The sequence below is a fragment of the Candidatus Binatia bacterium genome, from assembly GCA_026415395.1.
Classification (GTDB): Bacteria; Desulfobacterota; Binatia; order HRBIN30; family HRBIN30; genus HRBIN30.
The window spans coordinates 33605-50710 of the sequence record JAOAHD010000012.1 but is presented as its reverse complement, the minus strand read 5'-3'; the positions used below and the strand labels follow the sequence as shown (position 1 = coordinate 50710).

Annotated in this window: 13 protein-coding genes; 11 read left to right on the top strand and 2 right to left on the bottom strand. The window is 63.8% G+C overall.

The genetic code is table 11. The features are described 5' to 3' along the window. A partial coding sequence (locus N3C12_11430; protein MCX8073048.1) for a hypothetical protein occupies positions 1 to 459 on the bottom strand: 459 nt, incomplete at its 3' end. Between the two features lie 156 nt (positions 460 to 615). Between N3C12_11430 and N3C12_11425 the strand changes: the two genes are divergently transcribed. The 4 genes from N3C12_11425 (at position 616) to rfaE2 (ending at position 8520) form a co-directional block, all read left to right on the top strand. Beyond that, entirely contained in the window at positions 616 to 2277 is a 1662-nt protein-coding gene (locus N3C12_11425) for a dimethyl sulfoxide reductase anchor subunit (GenBank protein ID MCX8073047.1), read from the top strand. Next, positions 2274 to 4487 (top strand): nitrate reductase, encoded by a 2214-nt coding sequence (locus N3C12_11420; GenBank protein MCX8073046.1) that lies wholly within the window; start codon positions 2274 to 2276, stop codon positions 4485 to 4487. Before N3C12_11425 ends, N3C12_11420 begins: the two co-directional genes overlap by 4 nt. After that, positions 4484 to 7453 (top strand): nitrite reductase large subunit NirB, encoded by a 2970-nt coding sequence (gene nirB, locus N3C12_11415; protein ID MCX8073045.1) that lies wholly within the window; start codon positions 4484 to 4486, stop codon positions 7451 to 7453. The genes N3C12_11420 and nirB overlap by 4 nt, the downstream gene beginning before the upstream one ends. 551 nt (positions 7454 to 8004) lie before the next feature. Further along, positions 8005 to 8520: a D-glycero-beta-D-manno-heptose 1-phosphate adenylyltransferase gene (gene rfaE2 / locus N3C12_11410; protein MCX8073044.1), complete on the top strand. Its 516-nt coding sequence runs from the start codon at positions 8005 to 8007 to the stop codon at positions 8518 to 8520. On the opposite strand, the gene N3C12_11405 is transcribed toward rfaE2, so the two are convergent. Next, a complete protein-coding gene (locus N3C12_11405; GenBank protein ID MCX8073043.1) occupies positions 8513 to 9121 on the bottom strand; it encodes an SCP2 sterol-binding domain-containing protein in 609 nt (202 codons plus the stop codon). The two genes, rfaE2 and N3C12_11405, sit on opposite strands and share 8 nt — an antisense overlap. 68 nt (positions 9122 to 9189) lie before the next feature. On the opposite strand from N3C12_11405, the gene rpmB reads away from it, so the two are divergent. The 7 genes from rpmB to N3C12_11370 all read left to right on the top strand — a co-directional run bounded on the left by rpmB (position 9190) and on the right by N3C12_11370 (position 17029). Next, positions 9190 to 9399, top strand: a complete 210-nt coding sequence (gene rpmB / locus N3C12_11400) for a 50S ribosomal protein L28 (GenBank protein MCX8073042.1) — start codon at positions 9190 to 9192, stop codon at positions 9397 to 9399. Between the two features lie 317 nt (positions 9400 to 9716). Next, complete coding sequence (locus N3C12_11395; protein MCX8073041.1) at positions 9717 to 11114, top strand: hypothetical protein; 1398 nt, start codon at positions 9717 to 9719, stop codon at positions 11112 to 11114. Between the two features lie 32 nt (positions 11115 to 11146). Continuing rightward, positions 11147 to 12988 (top strand): DNA mismatch repair endonuclease MutL, encoded by a 1842-nt coding sequence (mutL, locus tag N3C12_11390; GenBank protein MCX8073040.1) that lies wholly within the window; start codon positions 11147 to 11149, stop codon positions 12986 to 12988. A gap of 29 nt (positions 12989 to 13017) precedes the next feature. Continuing rightward, positions 13018 to 13905 (top strand): hypothetical protein, encoded by an 888-nt coding sequence (locus N3C12_11385; GenBank protein ID MCX8073039.1) that lies wholly within the window; start codon positions 13018 to 13020, stop codon positions 13903 to 13905. Between the two features lie 588 nt (positions 13906 to 14493). Next, a complete protein-coding gene (locus N3C12_11380) occupies positions 14494 to 15072 on the top strand; it encodes a D-sedoheptulose 7-phosphate isomerase (protein ID MCX8073038.1) in 579 nt (192 codons plus the stop codon). A 9-nt stretch (positions 15073 to 15081) separates the two neighbouring features. Further along, complete coding sequence (locus N3C12_11375; GenBank protein MCX8073037.1) at positions 15082 to 16086, top strand: hypothetical protein; 1005 nt, start codon at positions 15082 to 15084, stop codon at positions 16084 to 16086. A 361-nt stretch (positions 16087 to 16447) separates the two neighbouring features. Then, the gene (locus N3C12_11370) at positions 16448 to 17029 is read left to right on the top strand and encodes an outer membrane beta-barrel protein (protein MCX8073036.1); all 582 of its coding nucleotides are present in this window, start codon (positions 16448 to 16450) and stop codon (positions 17027 to 17029) included. Positions 17030 to 17106 lie beyond the last annotated feature (77 nt).

Here is a 17106-nt window from a genome sequence, read left to right as displayed (position 1 = left end):
AGCGCATTGGCGGCGCCAAGCACGCGCGGCGCAAACATGAGGCTCATATGGTACTGGGTGACCACAAACGCTGCCCCGACGATGCCCACGGCGAATCGGCCAGCGACGAAGGCACCGGCGCTGTCGGCGAGAGCGAGCAGGAACACGGGTAGCGAGCTTACTGCCAGGAGGAGCGCGTACACACGGCGGGGGGCCGAAGCGATCGCACAAGAATCCCACCACGATGCGGGCGAAGATCGTCGCCGCCACGCTGGCAATCATGGCATTGCTCAAATCTGCGGCCGACAAGCCTAATTGATCGCGCACGATCGGGGTCAGCGGTGCCGCCGCAAACCAAGCAAAGAAGGCAACGCAAAAAGCCACCCAGGAGAGATGGAAAGCCCGCATCGGAGGCGTATCGAAGCGCAGCAGTTCGATTTGTTGCGCTTTACCGTCGGCACTCGTGATCTCGCGTTGCATGACCCGCCGTTGCGGCAAGCTGCGCGCCAATCGAAGAGAATGGCTGCGTACGCGGTCGGAGGCGGGTGCAATTGCAGCCACTGCTGCTGTAGCAGCAGGACTGCTGCTCCTTCTGCTGCCGGAAAAACAACGCATCGAGCGCGGTGCGTGGCGGAGATGGCCTCTCGTCGCGTCTTCACGATGGCAAGCACGTTGCACGGCTCGGGGGGCGTGTTGCGCTTCGATGCCCCGGCAAAAGCCCCCGCGCCTGTGCTGCCGAGCGCAGTGGAAGAATTTGCCTCGGCGCAAGCGCGGGGCACGTTGCCGAGCAGTGGGCTGTATCGGCACCCGCTACCGATGCGGGCACCACGAACCGGTGAGCAATACGCATTTGCGGTCGACCTTGACGCTTGCACAGGCTGCAAGGCGTGCGTGACGGCTTGTCATGCGCTCAACGGTCTCGACCCCGAGGAAGCGTGGCGCAATGTGACGCTGCTCAGCGGCACGAGCGAGACCGCCGTTGTGCTCCAGCATGTGACTGCGAGCTGCCACCACTGTTTGCAGCCCGCGTGCCTTGAAGGGTGTCCAGCGAACGCATACAAAAAGGACACGCTCACGGGCATCGTTCGCCACCTCGACGACCAGTGCATCGGTTGTCGCTATTGCACGTTCACCTGCCCGTACGGCGCACCGCAGTACGTTGCCCGGCTAGGCATCGTGCGCAAGTGCGACATGTGCGCTGGGCGGCTGAACGCGGGCCAAGCCCCAGCGTGCGTACAAGGCTGCCCGAACGGAGCCATCCGCATCGAGTTAGTCGAGCGCACCGAGGTCGAAGCGCGAGCCCGTGCCGAAAGCTTTTTGCCGCACGGGGCGCATCCTCGTCTCACGGAGCCGACATCGCGCTACGCCAAGCGACACTGGCCGGAGCATTTGCGTCTGGCTGACCCGGAACTCCTCCGCCCGGAGGAGGGCCATTGGCCCCTGGCGATCATGTTGGTGCTCACTCAACTTGCAGTGGGCGCGTTTTTCATCGGGAAGTTGGTGCAGCAGGCGGGCACAGGCATAGCCGTGCGGGAAGGACATGCGGCGCTTTCCGCGGCTACAGCCAGCCTCGCTCTCGGTGCTAGCCTGCTGCACCTTGGCCGTCCGCTCTTAGCCTGGCGCGCCGTGCTTGGTCTTGGGCACTCTTGGTTGAGCCGCGAGGTCGTTGCCTTCGGCGCCTTTGCTGCTTTGGCGGCGGTGGCAGCGGCAATTGAAGGCGGACTGCTGAGGGGCTGGGGAGGAGCGTTGGCTGGGTTTGTGCAAACGGGCGCGGCCCTCGCGGGTGGCATCGGGCTGGTAGCCTCGGCCATGGTGTACCGGCGCACGGCCCGCCCGCTGTGGCATGGTGCTTTGTGGCGCTTCGGGCTCACGACGTTGCTACTGGGCAGTGCGGCGAGCGCGGTAAGCGTGCTGGTGCATGTTCCCGGTTCCGCTGCTGCTTCCGAGCGCACCGTGCAGGGGCTGGCGGTGGCGATGATCATGTTGGCGTTGGTCAAACTCGGGCTCGAGGCCAGGGTGTTTTGGTGGGCCCGGAAGGGATTGAGCTCGGCCTTGGGTCGCGCCGCGCGTTTACTCACCGACGTCTTGTACCAATGGAGCGTGTTGCGCTTTGCCTGCGGCTGGGTCGGTGGGGTAGTTGTGCCGTTGCTGTTGCTCGTGCCCGTGCCGCCGGGCTCGGCGCAACCTTTCGCCGCCGCGCTCGTTGCTTTGCTGTTGCTCGTGAGTGGCGAGTTGCTCGAGCGCTGGTTGTTCTTCCGTGCGGGGGTGCCGGCAACTGCCGTGGAGGTGTCGGCATGAGGCTGGGTCGGTTCTGGCGCGCGTTGGGGTACGGTGGTCTGGCCGCCGAGCTCGAGCGGGTGGATGCAGGTGCGAAAATCGGCCAGGTGCCGGCGCGCTTGTGTCCGGATGCAGTGGCCCCGATCGTGTGCGGCTACTGCTCGACCGGCTGCGGGTTGCTCGCGCACTTGCAGGAGGGCCGCGCGGTCAATCTTTCCCCGGACCCGGACTATCCGGTGAACCTGGACAAGGCGTGTCCCAAGGGTTGGCAAGCCCTCACCGTGTTGGAGGCTCCGGATCGCGCCACTGTGCCGCTGTTGCGCGACCGTCATGGGGCTCGCCGCCGGGTATCGTGGGGCGAGGCAATCGATGTGTTCGTGGAGAACATGCGCCGCGTCATCCAACGCTATGGTCCAAAGTCGGTGGCCTTCCTCGGCACTGGCCAAATGCCTACCGAAGAACTGGCCCTTTTCGGCGCGCTGGCCAAGTTCGGCATGGGAATCGTGCATGGCGATGGCAACACCCGCCAATGCATGGCTAGTGCGGTGGTCGCTTATAAAGAGTGCTTCGGCTTCGATTCCCCACCTTATACCTACGCGGATCTCGAGGAAAGCGAAGTCGTCGTCCTCGTCGGCTCCAACCTCGCGGTGGCTCACCCCATTTTGTGGCAGCGGCTGTTGCGCAACCAGCAGTTGCGGGCATTGATTGTGGTAGATCCGCGGGTGACCGAAACGGCTGCCTGCGCCACCCTGCACCTTGCCCTGCGTCCAAAATCCGATTTGACCTTGTTTTACGGACTCGCCCACGTGCTCTTGCGCGAGAGCTGGTACGATGCCGAGTTCGTTGCCCGGCACACCTGTGGCTTCGACGCCTTTGCGGCCCACGTGGCTGCACACCCTCCGGAGCGCGTTGCCGCTGCCACGGGAGTGCCGTCGGAGACACTGCTGCAGGTCGCACGGCTGGTGGGTACGCATCGGCGGGTTTCCTTTTGGTGGACCATGGGGGTCAACCAAAGTCACGAGGGAACGCGTGTGGCGCAAGCCCTGATTGCGCTTGCGTTATTGACGGGAAACATCGGGCGTCCCGGGACCGGCGCGAACTCGATTACCGGTCAGTGCAACGCGATGGGCTCGCGGCTATTTGCCAACACCACGTGCTTGCTGGGCGGAAGGGACTTTCACAACCCCGAGCATCGCCGCCAAGTTGCGGAGATTTTGCACATCGACCCCGCACGCATTCCAACCTCGCCGGGGTACGCGTATCCGGAAATTGTCGAAGCCATTGCTGCCGGTGAGATTCGTGCCTTATGGATCGCCGGCACCAACCCGCTGCATTCCTGGATCAACCGGCGTGATTTGCAGGACGTGTTCGAGCGGCTCGAGTTTCTGGTCGTTCAGGATATGTACCACTCCACCGAAACCGCTGAGCGCGCGCACTTGCTGCTGCCGGCGGCTGGCTGGGGAGAAAAATGGGGCACCGTGATCAACTCCGAGCGCCGCATCGGCGTGATTCGGCCGCTCCGCCTTCCGCCCGGCGAGGCATTACCTGACTTTGCAATTTTCCAACGTCTCGCCGAGGGCTGGGGCGTTGGTCGCTTGTTTCGGCGTTGGCGCACGCCACAAGAGGTCTTCTTGCTGCTGCGCGAATTGTCTCGCGGGCAGCCTTGCGATTTCACCGGCATAAGCGGCTACGAAGCGTTGGAGCGCGCAGGTGGGATCCAGTGGCCATGGCCGGAAGCCATGGCGGCACGGGAGCCCGAGGTGCATCGGCGCCTGTTCAGCGACGGGCGGTTTTATCATCCCGATGGCAAAGCACGCTTTGTGTTCGAAGCGCCGAGGGCAACTCCGGAGCTCCCCGACGCCGACTATCCGTTGCTGCTGTTGACCGGGCGCGGCTCGGCCGCGCAGTGGCACACGCAAACGCGGACGGGCAAAGCGCCGATTCTGCGGCGCTTGTCGCCGAGCGTTGCGTATGTGGAGATGCACCCGAGCGATGCGGTGCGTTACGGCATCGATCCGGGCTGCGAGGTGATTGTCGAATCGCGCCGGGGCAAGGCCCGCGTGCGTGCGTGGGTCACGCCGACAGTGCGCCCTGGCCAGGTGTTCCTGCCCATGCACGACCGGCAAACCAATGCCCTGACCCAAGCCGTGTTCGACCCCTATTCGCGCCAGCCTTCTTACAAAGCTTGCGCAGTGCGCGTTCGCCCCGCCCTGCGTCGGGAGGAAAGATGAGCGCCAAGCGGACGGTGGTGGTGGTCGGGCACGGCATGGTCGGCCACCGGTTTTGCGAGGCGTTGTGGGAGCGAGATCGTGGCCGGAGCTGGCAGGTGGTGGTGTTCGGGGAAGAGCCTCGTGCAGCTTACGACCGGGTAGGGTTGACGCAATTTTTCGCCCATCGGGATGCGACACGATTAGGATTGGCGACGCCGGAGCTTTACCACGAGTGGGGCATGGAGTTGCGGGTGGGCGAGCGCGTCACCCGCATTGATCGCGAGCGCCAGCAAGTAGAGACCGAGCGCGGCCACAGCGTCGACTGGGACGTGCTCGTGCTCGCCACTGGTTCGTTTCCCTTTGTACCGCCGATTCCTGGCACGGAACTGACAGGCGTGTTCTTGTATCGAACCATCGACGACCTCGAGCGCATCTTGGCCTATGGTGAGCGCTGCCGGCGCGCTGTGGTCATCGGCGGAGGCTTGCTTGGCCTCGAAGCGGCCAAGGCTGTGTACGATCTTGGATTGGAGACCTACGTGGTCGAAGCTGCGCCCCGCCTCATGCCGCGCCAGCTCGACCAAGCCGGTGCCCGTTTACTGCAAGAAAAAATCGTAGCGCTCGGTGTGCACGTGCTGCTCAACAAGGTGACGCAGGCGATTACCGGGGTGCGGCAAGTTGCTGCTGTAGAGTTTGCCGATGGCACCGAGCTCGGTACCGACATGGTGCTGTTTTCGTGCGGGATTCGTCCGCGCGACGAACTGGCGCGCGCAGCCGGCCTCACCGTCGGGCCGCAGGGGGGTGTGGTGGTCGACAATTACCTGCGTACCTCCGACCCCCGCGTGTACGCCATCGGTGAGGTGGCCTTGCACGCGGGGAAAATTTACGGCTTGGTTGCCCCGGGGTACGAGATGGCCGAAGTGGTGGCGGCCAACTTGTGCGGGGAGCGGCGGGAGTTTGTCGGCGGACCTTTGGCCGCCAAGCTCAAGCTCTTGGGAGTGGAAGTGGCGAGCTTCGGTTGCACTGACGCCGATGGTGACGGGCGCGCGATCGTGTACGAAGACCCGTTCGCCGGCGTCTACCGTAAGTTGGTGTTCGACCGCGAAGGCAAGCGCTTGCTCGGCGGCATCTTGGTCGGCGATGCCAGCGACTATGCCACCTTGGTGGCGCTAAGCCGCTGCGGGGCGCCACTGCCGGCGCCTCCCAGCGCGTTGGTGCGAGGGGCGCAGCAAAGTGCGCAGCCTGGTCGCGGTGGGGCTGCGCTCGACGATGCGGCCACCGTGTGCTCGTGCCACAACGTGAGCAAGGGGGCGATTTGCGCTGCGATCCGCCAGCAGCAGCTTACCAGTCTCGCGGAAGTCAAACGCGCTACGCGCGCCAGCACCGGTTGCGGCGGCTGCGCTGCGGCCGTGCAGGAGATTCTCGAGGCGGAGCTTGCGGCTGGCGGAGCGCCGCGGCGCAAGCAGTTGTGCGAACACTTTCCGTATTCTCGGCAAGAGCTGCTGCACATCGTCAAGGTGAAGGGGTACCGCCGCTTCGAACAACTCCTGCGCAGCCACGGGCGCGGGGCGGGCTGCGAGGTGTGCAAACCGGCCGTGGCCTCGATCCTGGCGAGCTTGTGGAACGAGCACATCCTCGACCACGCGACGATTCAAGACACCAACGACCGTTTCTTGGCCAACCTGCAGCGTGGCGGTTTGTACTCGGTCGTGCCACGGGTACCGGCGGGAGAAATCACTCCGGAGAAGCTGATCGTGCTCGGGCAAGTGGCGAAGAAATACGGCTTGTACGCGAAAATCACGGGTGGTCAGCGGATCGACTTGTTTGGGGCGGAGCTGCACCAGCTTCCGGACATTTGGGAAGAGCTCGTTGCTGCGGGCTTTGAATCGGGACATGCTTACGGGAAAGCCATGCGCACGGTGAAAAGCTGCGTCGGCTCCAGTTGGTGCCGGTTTGGGGTGCGGGATTCCGTGGGGTTCGCCATCCGGGTGGAGCTGCGCTACCGTGGGATCCGCGCGCCGCACAAAATCAAAGCGGCCGTGTCGGGCTGCATCCGCGAGTGCGCGGAAGCACAAGGGAAGGACTTCGGCCTCATCGCAACGGAAAAAGGTTGGAACCTCTATGTGTGCGGAAACGGAGGGGCCAAGCCTCGGCACGCCGATTTGCTTGCCGCCGACCTCGATGAGGAAACTGCCATCCGGTACATCGATCGCTTTCTCATGTACTACATCCACACGGCAGATCCGCTCACGCGGACAAGTGTATGGCTGGAAAAGCTCGAAGGCGGCATCGAGCAAGTGCGCGATGTGGTGGTACACGACCGGCTGGGCATCGCTGCCGACTTGGAAGCGCAAATGCAACGGCTCGTCGAGAGCTACCGGTGCGAATGGACGGAAGTGGTGTGCAACCCCGAGCGGCGGCGCTGGTTTCGGCAGTTTGTGAATTCGCAGCAAAGCCAACCTGGCATTGGCTTGGTGGAAGAGCGCGGGCAAAAGCGGCCTGTGGACTGGCCTGCGGATGCCACGCTACCGCCGCCGGAGCAGATTCAGCTCTCCAACGGCAAAACCCTGGCGCAGGTGCTGAACAACGGGAGCCGACGCTGGGTTCGGGTCGGCCGTGTGGAGGATTTCCCCGAGGATGGGGCAGGAGTGGTGTTGTACGGGCGCACGCAAATCGCTGTCTATCGCTTTGCGACCCGCGGTGAGTGGTACGCCACGCAGAATGTCTGCCCGCACAAACGCGCACTCGTGCTCGCGCGCGGCCTCATCGGCGACCACCAGGGCGTACCCACGGTGGCGTGCCCATTGCACAAAAAACTCTTTGCGTTGACCAACGGGCGTTGCCTTTCGGGGGAGCCGCTCGCGCTGGCAACCTTCCCCGTGGAAATTCGCCACGGGGAAGTGTGGCTGCACCTGCCACCTGCGGAGTTGCTGGACGAAGCCCTCGCAACCGAGCGGGTTGCGCTCGGCCGCGGCAACGCCGCGGGTTAGCGCAGCACTTGCCTTCCGTGGTTCTACGCCGTCCCAGTGCCCACCGCGGCCGTACATGGCGAGCAGAATGTAGGGGCGACGCATGCGTCGCCCGTGGGGGCGGCGCGGGTGGCATCGGCGAATGGGTAATGGCGAATCGCGAATAGGGAATGGTGAACGGCAGACGGGGAACAGGCGGATTCGCGATGACGTTGCGATCGTTGCCGTGTGCGTCCGCATCTTGGCACCCCGTACGAACGCGATCGTAGGGGCGAGGTATGCGTCGCCCGTACTGCGGGCGTGCCGTAGCGTGCCCGTTGGAGTGGCGGCGCCTGTGGAGCCGGGGTGGGACGATGGGGTGTTGGCTCACGCCACCGGTGCCCATGGTGCTTCCCATTTCCACACCCCGATCGGTCGGCGCTGGCGGTGTTTCTCATGGCGGCGGCAGTGGTGCGCTCGCGCTTTGCGCCAGGCTGCGGAAAGGCTGAGCGATGCGCGCGGCGGCCTTGCCCCGGCGTGCTCGACCATGCTGGAGTGTGGCCGGGTTCGTGGCCGTGCTAGGGGAGGGCGGCATGGCAAATGAAAAAATCGTAAGCCGCGCGCGTCTGCGCGAGGTGGTCCCGGAGCTAAAGCGTTCCGGTAAACGCGTCGTCTTCACCAACGGCTGCTTCGATCTCCTGCATCCTGGGCACGTGCGCTACCTGCAAGCGGCGCGGGCACTCGGTGACGTGCTCATCGTTGCCCTCAACAGCGATGACTCGGTACGGCGCCTCAAAGGCCCGAGCCGCCCCGTGGTGCCGGCGGCCGATCGTGCCGAGGTGCTCGCGGCTTTGGAGATGGTGGATTACGTCACCGTGTTCGAGGAGGACACTCCTCTCGAATTGATCCAGGAATTCGTGCCCGATGTGCTGGTGAAGGGTGGGGACTGGCCGCTCGAGCGTATCGTCGGCGCTGACGTCGTGCGCGCCCACGGGGGGGAAGTGCATGCACTTGCATACGCTCCAGGATACTCGACGAGCGCGCTCATTCAGCGGATCGTGACGCTTGCCCAATCGCCGAAAAGCCTGGGCGAGCCGGAAACTACATAAAGAGCGTCATCCCCAGTTGCATGGCAAAACCCATGTCCCCGGCGAGTTTGATGCGTCCTTGCATGAAAGCCGCCTGTGGATCGATTTTGCCCTGCTGCAATTCGGTCACCGTGGTGGCGGGCAGGGTGATCGTCACCCGCGGCTCCCCTTCCTTCGGGGCATCCCCGAACACCACGAGGCAGCTCCAGTCTCCGCCCTCCAAGCCGGTGAGTATGAAGCGCACGCTGCCGACGATGCCCTTCAGCCTCTCGAGCCGCGACTTCCCCAAGGGCCGCCTGGGATCGGTGCCGAACGGAATTGGAAGGCCCGAGGTAAAACGGGCCCAATCCTCGGCGGTTTGTACAATCGTCATCACCGGCGGATGCGCAGGCTCGGCTTCGATGCGCATTTGCCCCGCGGCAAAGTTGGCATAGCGCACTGCTGGCTCACTGCCTTGAATCTCCCACGCAATGGTTCCTTCCGCAGCACGCAAATCGGCCAACTGCCGCTCGAGCTCGGCTAAGCGTTTCTCAACATCCCGCACTTGCTCCGCAAACCGCGGAGCAATGCGTTGATTCAAAAACTCCTCCAAACTCGGCACTGGCCGCGCTTCCATTTGCATTTCAACGCTCCTCCCTTTACAAGCTACGGTGTTCTCGCTAGGCGGTGCAGGCTCGCGAGGGTGAATCTATGGCCAGAAGCTGCGAAATCTGCGGAAAACATCGCTCGGTAGGGCACAATGTGAGCCACGCCAATAACAAAACGAAGCGAACGTGGCAGCCGAATTTGCAACGAGTGCGGGTGCAAGTCAACGGTGGGGTGCGCCGGCTGCGCGTGTGCACGCGCTGTATCCGCTCTGGCCGGGTGACGAAAGCACCGGTGCGATCGTTGGCTCTTTAGTTTTTGGTCCCCACTCCGGGCGGACGCTGGTGCTTCACGCGCCGCGTGGTGTTGGAAGGGTTCACTGGTAGAGCGGCATCGCGATCGAAAGGTTCCGTTTGAGCGTGCTGCTATCGTGGTGTGGCGGCAGCACGGGGCGACGCATACGTTGCCCCGACGATCCGCACCCCGCCATTTACGACTCGTTCCTCGCCCTCCCCTGTGCGCTACACCGGCCTTGTTCGTGGCGGCGAACGCCACCCCCTTTGCCCGCACGCTAAAGCAATACAAGGTGACAGGCGCTAGCCGCTGCTTGCTGAGGATGTTACCGTGCCCGCATGCCGGATTATCGACGCCGCGCAACCAAGGAGGCGATGAGTGTCCGCTTCGACTTCCATGGAGTGCTTGCGGGAGAGCCGAAAAACGACGCTGGGGTTGTGAGCGAGATCGAGAATTTAGCTGGTGAACTGGCGCGCGTACACGCGCGCGTGTCCAGCCGGCGGCAGGCGGGCGAGCTCCCGTTCCTCGACTGGATTCACACACGGGGCGAGCTCTCGGCAGTAAAGGAGCTGGCGGACACGGTACGGAGAAACGCCAAAACGCTTGTGGTGGTCGGCAGCGGAGGAACGGCGTTAGCTGCGCAAGCGCTGGTGGGTGCGGTGCGGCCAGCGTCGTTCCGCGTCGTTGTGGCCGACACCATCGACCCTGATTACTTTGGCGCGCTGGTCGAAGAACTCGATCTCACCACGACCGTGTTCAACGTCATCAGCAAATCTGGGGAGACAGCGGAAACTCTGGCACAGTTCCTGGTCATTCGGGACTTGTTGCTCCGCCATCTTGGGGCCGTGGATTACACGCGCCACCTCGTGGTTACTACGGACGCAGATCAGGGCGCGCTCCGGCAAATCGTGCACGACGAGGGGTTCCAGGCGCTGGCGATTCCCGCAGGTGTCAGCGACCGCTTTGCGGCCCTCAGCCCCGCAAGCCTATTCCCCGCCGCGGTGGCAGGCCTGAAGCCGGACGATGTCCTCGCGGGCGCGAGTTGGATGGAGCTTCGTTGCCAGGAGGAAAGTGTTTGGCGCAATCCCGCCTTGCTGCTTGCCGCTTGCCTGTATGTAGCGCACCGCCGACTTCGGCTCGCGCATCTGTTCTTTTTGCCCTTTTGCCGGCAGTTGGAAGCCTTGGCCCATTGGAGCGCGGAACTGTTTGTCGAGGCCTTGCAAAAGAGCCCCAGGGCGCCCTCGACCCCGGGGCTCTCCTGGCTCCCCAATTCGTGGCGCACGGCGGATCCGTCGTTGCTTGCCGAACTCTTGCTTGAGCGGCCCCACGACACTGTGGCGATTTTTCTCACCGCCACCGATCATGGCCGCGAACTGGCCGTGGCGGCAGCGTATCAAGACCTCGATGCGCTGGCCTATTTGGGGGGCAAGGGCGCCGGGCAGATCTTGCAGGAAAGCGCGCGCGCCCTGGAGGCGCTCCTCAGACGGTCTGGCCGCTGGCATGTGGCCACACGCTGGCCGCAGGTCAATGCCTTCACCTTGGGCCAATGGATTTATGCGCTGGAGCTTGTGGTCGTGTACTTGGCCGAGCTTCTCGGCGTCGACTTGTGGTTGCAACCGGCGAGCGAGGCGTACCGGCGCTTGCTCTCTGCACAATTGGGGCGTAAAGGCCTCGAGGCGCAAGGTGAGGAGGCGGCACGTCTCCTTGCCAGCCAGCGGGAAGAGTGGATCCTCTGAGGAAAATCGCCACGAAGGGTCGCGGGCAGTTCATGAATTCGCTTGCACAGCCGGTAGACGGGCTTTGGCACCGAAACGAAGCGGCGGGGCAGGAGCCCTGCCGAGTGCAGGTCTTGCCGAAAGACGTTGCCGATCAAATCGCCGCCGGTGAGGTGGTGGAACGGCCAGCGTCGGTGGTGAAAGAGCTCGTGGAAAATTCCCTCGATGCCGGGGCCACGGCCATTGTGGTGGAACTCGAAGAGGCAGGGCTCGGCCTCATTGCGGTGGTGGACAATGGCGAGGGCATGAATCGGGCCGATGCGGTGGCGGCATTCCAACGCCATGCCACGAGCAAGATCCGCACGATCCAGGATCTCGAATCCATCGCCACGCTCGGTTTTCGCGGTGAGGCGCTGGCCAGCATTGCTGCAGTCTCCACAACCACGTTGTGCAGCCGGCGTGCTGAGGACTTAGCGGGCACCCGTGTGGTGGTCGAAGGGGGGAAGGTGTTGGAGGTAGCCGATGTCGGTATGCCGCCAGGTACGCGCGTGGAGGTGGTCGGGTTGTTTGCCAACGTGCCAGCGCGGCGTAAGTTCTTAAAGGCCCCGGCAACCGAGGTCGGCCAAGTGAGCGAGTACCTCACCCGCATTGCCTTGGCTTGGCCGCACGTCGGCTTTCAATTGCGCCACGGGCGGCGCTTGTTGCTGGACTTGCCTGCGGCCAACGAGCCCCTGGAACGGCTCGCGCAAGTGTTCGGGCGAGAGCGCGCCGAAAGTTTCCTCGCCTTCCGAGCCGAAAGTTCCCTCGGCCGGGTTGCCGGTTGGCTGAGTCCGACCCACTTTAGCTTACCCTCGCCGCGGCAAGTGTTTACCTACGTGAACGCGCGCTACGTACGGGACAAGCTGCTCACCCATGCGCTGCTTGCCGGATACAACACCTTGCTCATGACCGGGCGTTATCCCGCAGCCGTACTGTTTCTGGAACTTCCGCCCTCGGAAGTGGACGTAAACGTTCATCCCGCCAAGCTCGAAGTCCGTTTTCGCCGCGGTGGAGCGGTGCACGAATTGGTGAGCCGCGGGGTGCAGGAGCGTTTGCGGCTGGCGTTAGCTCCGCAAGCGAGCAGCGCAAGCGGTGCGCCCGCTGCCGGATTCACGCTGGAAGCTAGCCTGCCGCCGGCAGCTTTACTACCGTTCGACCCGCCGCCTCCTGGAACCCCGTCTTCCCGCGTGCCGCGGTGGGTGCTGGAAGTCCCGTGGCGTTCGAGCTCGAGAGAGGCAGCCGATCGTGCGCTGCACTCCAGCGCGCGAGCATTTCGGTTTGGCGAATTACGCATCGTGGGGCAGGTGTTCGCGGGGTATGTGGTGTGCGAGGGGCACGAGGAACTCGTGCTGCTCGACCAGCATGCCGCACACGAACGAGTGGTGTTCGAGCGCCTGCGCAGCTCATACGCCCGTGGCCCCTTGCCGCAGCAACATTTGCTCATCGGCGCGGTGGTACATCTCGATCCCCAGGCGCAAGCGCGGGTGAGCGAGTACCGCGAGGAAGCCTCTCGGCTCGGCTTTGACATTGAGCCGTTTGGGGTAGATGCGGTGCTCGTGCGCAGCGTACCGGCGCTGCTCGCGCACATAGATCCAGCGCAGCTCGTGCGCGACTTGGCAGAGGAACTCGTGGAGCTCGACCGCAGCCAAGCTCCAGCCCGTGCGACGGAGCGCATCTTTGCGCGCATGGCCTGCCACAGTGCGGTGCGGGTCGGACAGGCGATGAGCATCGAGGAAATCCAGGCCCTGTTGCGCGCGATGGACGAGGTGGATTTTGCCGCTCACTGCCCGCATGGCCGGCCTGCATTTCTCGCTTGGCCGCGGACGGAGATCGAGCGGTTGTTTCGCCGCGTTTGATTGCCTGCGTTGGGACTGAGCTTCGCCCGATGGATTTGCCCGCAGTGGCGCGGCTGCCTCACGAGCACAAGACGCGCGAGGTCGCGTACGCCTACCCGCGTGCGATGCGCGTGGTGCTTGCCGTCCTGGTGTTATGGCGCTGGTGCGGCGTGTGGCTGGTCAGTGCGCTTGTCGTGCTTGCAACCGATCCGCCGGTCACTCCCCCACTGCTGGCTCGCCTGGTTGCGGTGTCCATTGCCCTGCCTTGGCTTGTCGAATATGCCCTGCGCTACCCGTTCCGGGCGCGTGTTTCTGGCGACGGCGAGGTGCTGGGACTCGAGCTCCGCTTCTTCCGGCTGGAAATCCCCCGCGAGCTGTTGAGCGGTGCGACCCCGTGGCGAGTTCCGTTGCCGGGCCCCGGTGTTCATCTCATCACCCGTAGGGGCACACCTTTGCGCGAGCGAGTGGAAGTCGGCTGCCCGCGATGCTGGGCGGAGGAGCACCGCCTGCCGCTAGTCGCTGCCGAGGATTGGGCGTGCCGCGGCACACTTGCATTTTCCGAGGCGCGTGCCGCCCGGCCGCCGGTGCGGTGGTACCATTACGGGGTGAAATTTTTTCTCTTTGGTCTCGTGCCCACTGCGTTGTTGTTTCAGTTGCACCAGCACATCGCCTACGGAAGTTTGTGGGGCGAGTACTATCAGAGAGGTTGGGCCGCGTACTTGCGAACCTGGTGCGTGTACTACGGCACGGTGGTTACGTACTTAATGCTGCTTGCGGGTGTCCTGCGCTCCGCCATGGAATGGCTCCTGTGGCTGGCCGCACAGCTTGCCCCCCTCAGTGCCCCGCGCATCCGCCTGCGGGCCGAGCAAGCGCTCACCATGCTGTACTATGGTGGCGTACTCATCCTGCTCGCGCTCCGCTTTGCCGGCTGCGGTTAAGGTAAGACTGTTGCGACGGGCGGTGCCAAGGTCCCGAGCGGAGTGCAAGTTGCGCCCTTTTGGCTCGCGGGAGCGGGATCCTGCCCGGGGCTGTACAAGTGCGACCACTCAGCCGAGACACGCCACCCTCTCGGAAGTGGCGCGGGAACGCCGAGGGACCCCCGGTGTCCCGAGTCTGCATGGGTAACGGTAGTTGAGGCGGCCCGTTGTCGCCGGCGGCCGGCGGTGCGGAAGAAGGGGCGGCGCAGACGGGAGCAGCTCGTTCGACCTTTGCCTCAGCAGTCGGCGCGACTCTTCCGTGCCCACGCTGCGGCGGGAGGCTGGCACACCACTCCCGGGTTCCGCGCACTGGCGCTTTCACTTGCCGTGCGCTGGCGCACGCCTCCCCAAAAACGCGGTGCTCAAAGCAGCAACGAATACCGGCCCGGCCGAAGGCAAGCGACGCCGATGCCCCACCCCCTGCCAAATCGGTATCTGCTCGCCGTTGAGTTTTCGCGAAGCCACACATCGGGAGCAAAAGCCATCGCGGGTCCTGGTTCTGTCCTTTCGGTTGGTTCCGCGGCGAGGCTTTCGCTATACCGGGGCGCCGTGCGGCGGCGCATCCGAGCAATCTTCCATGAGAGCATTCGCGCAAAGCAGGTATTTTTGCGCGAACACGCCGTGCAATTGGAGGAGGCCGCGCAGCGGGTGGCGCAGGCATTTCAGAGTGGGCACAAGCTGCTGCTGTTTGGCAACGGTGGAAGTGCTGCGGACGCGCAGCACATTGCCGCGGAACTGGTCAATCGTTTCCAGCGCGAGCGCCCGCCGCTCCCAGCACTGGCGCTGACCACGGACACCTCCGCGCTGACCAGCATTGCCAACGACTACAGCTACGCTGATGTGTTTGCCAAGCAGGTGCGTGCTCTCGCGCGGGCCGGCGATGTTGCCATTGCCATCTCTACCAGCGGAAATGCCGCGAATGTCCTGCGGGCGGTACGCGCCTGTGGGGAACTTGGCGTATTTACCATTGGTCTCACGGGCGGCGACGGCGGGAAACTGGCTCGCGCTGTAGACTTGGTTCTCTGCGTGAGTGCCACGCGCAACACAGCGCGGATTCAAGAATCGCACATCCTCATCGGGCACACCTTGTGCGAGCTCGTAGAGCTCTTGCTGTTCGGGGAAGGGTGAAGGCAGAGCATGCCACGCAAACGCCCCACCCGCTTACAGGATTTAGACTGGTCGCGCCTGAAGACGTATCCGCTGGAGAAACGCCCCTCGTTAGTGGCGACGAGCAGTTTTGCCGCGCCGTTGCGCGCGGGGTTGAGCGTGCGCGAGCTCTTGCAAGGTTTGCCTGACGTTCTTGCCGCCAAGGATCTCCTGTGGATCGCGAACGAGCTTGCGCGGCGGCGCCGCCAGGGTAGGCGGGTACTGCTCGGCTTTGGTGCCCATGTGGTCAAGGTGGGTTTGAGCCCTGTGGTCATCGATTTGCTCGAGCGGCGCTTGGTGGATGGCTTGGTCGTCAACGGCGCGGTAATCATCCACGACTTCGAGCTCGCGTACGCCGGGATGACCTCCGAAGACGTGGCGAGCCACCTTCTCGATGGCCGTTTTGGCATGGCGCGGGAAACAGGGGAATTCCTCAACCGAGCCATTGCGGAGGCACGTTCTGGCGAGGGGTTAGGGGCTGCGGTTGGGCGCGCCTTGCAAGATGCCCAACTCGCCCATCCCGACATCAGCATTGTTGCCCGCGCTTATCGGTTAAGAATTCCGGTGACCGTGCACGTGGCACTCGGCACCGACATCATCCACATGCACCCGCAGGCCGACGGGGCCAAGATTGGACAAGCGAGCCTCGATGACTTCAGGCACCTCGCGGCTTTGGTTGCCGGGTTGGACCGTGGTGCTTTTATCCTCCTTGGCTCCGCGGTGGTTTTGCCGGAGGTCTTCGTTAAAGCCGTAAGCCTGGCGCGTAACCTCGGCCACCGCGTGGAGAAGCTCTTAACCGTGAACCTCGATTTTCTCCGCCACTACCGCCCGCAACTCAACGTGCTCCAGCGACCGACCATGCCGGATGGCCACGGCATCCACCTTACCGGCCACCACGAGATCCTCTTTCCGCTGTTATGCGCAGCCTGGCTCGAGGCCATGGAGCGCCCATTGAGTCGTTCTCGGAAGGGAGAGCTGGCAAAGTCCCGCCCGTGACACCGCGGCGTAGGGGTGACGCATGCGTCGCCCCTACGATGGCGTCGGCGCAAGGTGGCAAGATGGCAACGCCCGTGGCACCAGCCGCGACACCATCGCCAACGCGCGCCCTCACCATCATCCACTTCCCACCACTCGCCACTCGCTGGTAACCTCCGCCCGACGGGCGACGCATGCGTCGCCCCTACGATTCGCCACTCGCCCCCGTGCGCATCACCCGCGGCTGTTCGACCCCGCTGTACCTCTGGTGTTTAGAAAAAAAGTTGTTATGTAAGCCGGCCAGCAAGCGCGCCCATCTGCGCGTTACGAACAACCACGGTTTGGTTGCAAGCACCAACGTTAGGAAAAGGAGGTGTGGAGCATGAAAGGACGCCGATTCTGGACCTTAGCCCTCGTTGCATTGGTTGCCGGGTTTTCGCCTGCGCTCAGCCATGGGGAAGAGAAAAGCAAGGTTCTGGCCGGCTTGGACTTAGGTGCCGCCATCCCTGTGGAGAAGACCACGGATCGGTTGGAAACCGGTGGAACATTCAGCCCCTATGTGGCTTACATGATGAACGACTATTTGGGGGTAATGGCGCAAGCGCAAGTGGTTGGCTTTCCGAACGACAACCGCCCTGGCATCCGCGACAAGGATGCCACTTGGGCCTTCGGGTTTCACGCTGGGCCGCGGATTGCCGAGCCGCTCGCCCTTGGGGACCTAAACCTGGAGGCATACCAGACGTTTCAAGTGGGTGTATTTACGGGCTTGTCTGGGGACACGCCGATTAGCCGCACGTCCTGGGGCTTTTCGACGGGCGGGGGGATCAATCTATTGTTGAGCGATGCGCTCAGCGTAGGCGCTTGGGCGCGCTACAATCAGCTCGACCAGCGGGTGAACCCCACCAACGAAGTTCAATTCGTGACTACCGGGATCGGTTTGACCTACCTCATTCCAGCTGAGTGAAAGCTTGCTCCCGTGAAGCGAACAGGCGTGCCGTTGGGCGGGCGGCACGCCTGTTTTTTTATCGCTGAATTCTGTCG